The following is a 3,083-nucleotide window of genomic DNA, read 5'->3' as shown; positions in this document are numbered from 1 at the left end:
TAGGGTTTGTCCCATCCTAAGCCAATGGGACGATTCCAAGTACAAGGAGGAATTTGGGGTAAGAGGTGATTTTTCATCTCACCATCTTACGATTTTGGTAGCAATTTTGAAAACGATTCCTGTACTTAGAGACGATGATTTTTAATTGTGTTGAACGTACCGCCAAATAAGCGATCGCGGATCATGTCGCTACCAAGAAAGTCATGAGGGAAACCCAGTTCAATTTGACTAACTTCATTTAGTTTTTGTAGATGCTCCGGCGCAAGCGCAACATCAAGGCAAGCTAAATTATCTTCAAACTGTGACAACTTCCGCGCCCCAATAATTGGGATAGTTAAACCGCTTTGAGTTAGTAACCACGCTAGAGCAACTTGAGAAGGTGAATGTCCAATTTCATTAGCGACTTGACTAACAACTTCAGAAATCGCTAAGTTTTTGTCAGAAATCTTATCTAAGCGCTTTTGTTCCTCACCATTCCCCTGAGACTTGTTATACTTTCCTGTTAGCACGCCACCACCCAAAGGACTCCAAGGTGTAACCGCTAAGTCAAATGCTTTTGCCATTGGTAATAAGTCTCGTTCGGGAGTTCTTTGCACCAAACTATACTCAACTTGTAAAGCCACAAAAGGTGTCCAGCCGTAACACTGCGCTAACGTATTCGCTTGCGCCACAATCCAAGCAGGTGCATCCGAAATGCCGATGTATAGTACCTTTCCAGCGCGTACCATATCATCAAGACTTCGCATTACTTCTTCAATGGGTGTCATGAAGTCCCAAGCGTGGAGCCAAAATAAATCGATATAGTCAGTGTTGAGGCGTTTTAGGCTACCTTCTAGAGACTGCATCATATTTTTGCGATGATTACCGCTACCGTTGGGATTACTAGCTTTATCGTTCATTTGTAAAGGAAACGAGTATTTAGTCGCAAGCACAAATCGTTCTCTATCTGAAGCAATAAAATCGCCGACAATCTTTTCACTAGAACCATCTGTATAGCCGTTAGCTGTGTCGATAAAGTTTCCACCTGCTGAGACAAAAGCGTCAAAAATTTGACGGCTTTCATCTTTGGAAGCTCCCCAACCCCAATCTTCACCAAAAGTCATTGTTCCTAAACAGAGTTCAGAAACTCTTAAACCGCTTTTACCTAAAAGTTTATAGTGCATAGTCAATAAATCTCCTATTGTTTGTTATTTGGATAGATTGAAAGTAGATCCCAGTGATGAGAAGTCGCTAAAAGCGTCATTTAAAATAATGGGATTGAAATATTCCCTAAATAGCACAATTTGAGCATCACGCAAATGAAATAAAGCGCAGTAAATATTGTTATATGCTTTGCCTGTGGCGGCGATGTCGATTTCTCCTCGGTACTCAGCAACTAGCCAGTTAGGGTCGAGCATTGGGTAAATTGTGAGGTCAGGAAAGCTCATGCGGCTGTAAGCGTTGGGTAAGCCTTGATAATGACGATAGATTGCAGCTTTGCCATCGATCCGAGTGGGAAAGCTACTAGGAGAGTAAGGCATTTCTTGAACGCCATTATCTGCCCATAGTTTTATCCAATCATTAATGTTTTTTTCCTCAAGCAGGCGCAGAAAATCTTTAATTACCTGCTGGTGGCGCAGACTTCGATCCCGGTCAGTCATTTTATCTCCTTGTTGTTGTCAAGCGATCAGGAATAGGTTTAAGTTGGTAGACAGACCAGAAAAAGGTATCAGCAGCGTGTTGGTCACCTGCAAAGTTTGTGACTTCAGCGATTTTCCCTTTTTGAATCCGAAAGACAAGACACCACAAAATGTCAAGCTTGGCATCACCCGCCTCACCATAGCCTCGATCACAATCCACTACATACTTGTCATTACCTCCCAAAAACAAAACCTCTGCCTTGAAATTGGCTTTAGCTAGTTGCTCAAAAAAGGCAAGCACTTCATCCGCGCCACGTTTCGCACCGGATAAGGGATGATGACCAGGTATTCGCCAAATAATATTGGGAGCAAAAATTTCTCGCACAGTGGCTACATCGCCTTTGCCATAAGCTTCGTAATAGCGTTTAACAATCGCTACATTTGGATGTTCCGTATTGCTTGTTTGTGCCGTAGCTTTTTGTCCTAATAAGTCCTGACTACCTAAAAGAAAGGAGAAACCTGCAATCGCTCCCAAGTTTAAAAAATCTTTCCGTGTCTGTCGGTTTAACATTTTTCTGTTGAAGAGTTACGAAATTTATTTAGTCAAGTAACCGCCAGTAGCATCTATGTCCATGCCTACAATACAACTGGCATCATCAGAACCCAACCACATAACCGCTCTGGCGATCTCCTCGGCATTAACGATCCTTTTGAGTGGATACTCTTTAGAGACAGTCTCAAAATTGGTATTCCAAGCAGTTAATGCTCTCCTCAGCATCGGTGTATCAACGGCACCTGGTGAGACAGAATTAACTCGAATATTTTTGTCTGAATACTCCAAGGCTGCAACTTTTGTTAAGGACAGAATTGCGTGTTTGCTGGCACTGTAAGGGCTAATTGTGCCAAACCCTACATGACCTGACACAGAGGCGTTATTCACTATTACTCCGCCTTTTTGCTTCAGCATTACAGGTAGTTCGTACTTCATCGACAGAAAAACACCTGTCGCGTTAGTTGTCATTACGTTTGTCCAATCATCCAAAGACTGATCGGCGATCACTTTAGGAGAACTTTCAATTCCTGCATTGTTAAAAGCAATATCAATTCGACCGTACTTAGTTACGCAAGCATCAATTAAGGCTTTAACATCTGCTTCTTTTCTGACATCAGCCTGCATATAAGTTGCTTCACCACCCAAGCCTTTAATTCTAGCTTCAATCTGTTTGCCCAAGTTTTCACGCCGTCCGCAGAAAAATACTTTTGCTCCTTCTTTTGCGAAGGCGTAAGCTGTGGATTCTCCAATTCCAGAAGTTGCTCCAGTAATTAGAACAACTTTGTCTTTGAATCTACCGTTAGAATTTGCTTTACCGCTTGCTGGCGCTGGTGGTTTTTGAGTATTCGCGATCGCGCTATTACTGATTGTGGCAGCAGCTAATCCTACAACTCTAGCACCGATTGCTTTAC

The 3,083-nt window shown here is 42.5% G+C and carries 4 protein-coding genes; all 4 read right to left on the bottom strand.

All coding sequences use genetic code 11. The features are described from left to right. Positions 1-125: 125 nt before the first annotated feature. Entirely contained in the window at positions 126-1,163 is a 1,038-nt protein-coding gene (locus tag ACEW80_RS14485) for an aldo/keto reductase (RefSeq protein WP_373527257.1), read from the bottom strand. 24 nt (positions 1,164-1,187) lie between these two features. Then, complete coding sequence (locus ACEW80_RS14480) at positions 1,188-1,640, bottom strand: nuclear transport factor 2 family protein (protein WP_373527256.1); 453 nt, start codon at positions 1,638-1,640, stop codon at positions 1,188-1,190. A gap of 1 nt (position 1,641) precedes the next feature. Next, positions 1,642-2,190, bottom strand: coding sequence for a nuclear transport factor 2 family protein (locus ACEW80_RS14475; RefSeq protein ID WP_373527255.1), 549 nt, complete (start codon positions 2,188-2,190; stop codon positions 1,642-1,644). 24 nt (positions 2,191-2,214) lie between these two features. After that, positions 2,215-3,083, bottom strand: an 869-nt coding sequence (locus ACEW80_RS14470) for a glucose 1-dehydrogenase (RefSeq protein ID WP_373527254.1), incomplete at its 5' end; no start/stop codon positions are given.

The sequence above is a fragment of the Nostoc sp. genome (assembly GCF_041747015.1).
Taxonomy (GTDB): Bacteria; Cyanobacteriota; Cyanobacteriia; order Cyanobacteriales; family Nostocaceae; genus Nostoc.
Note: the sequence above shows the minus strand (reverse complement) of the source record. Positions and strands in the feature narration are given on the sequence as shown.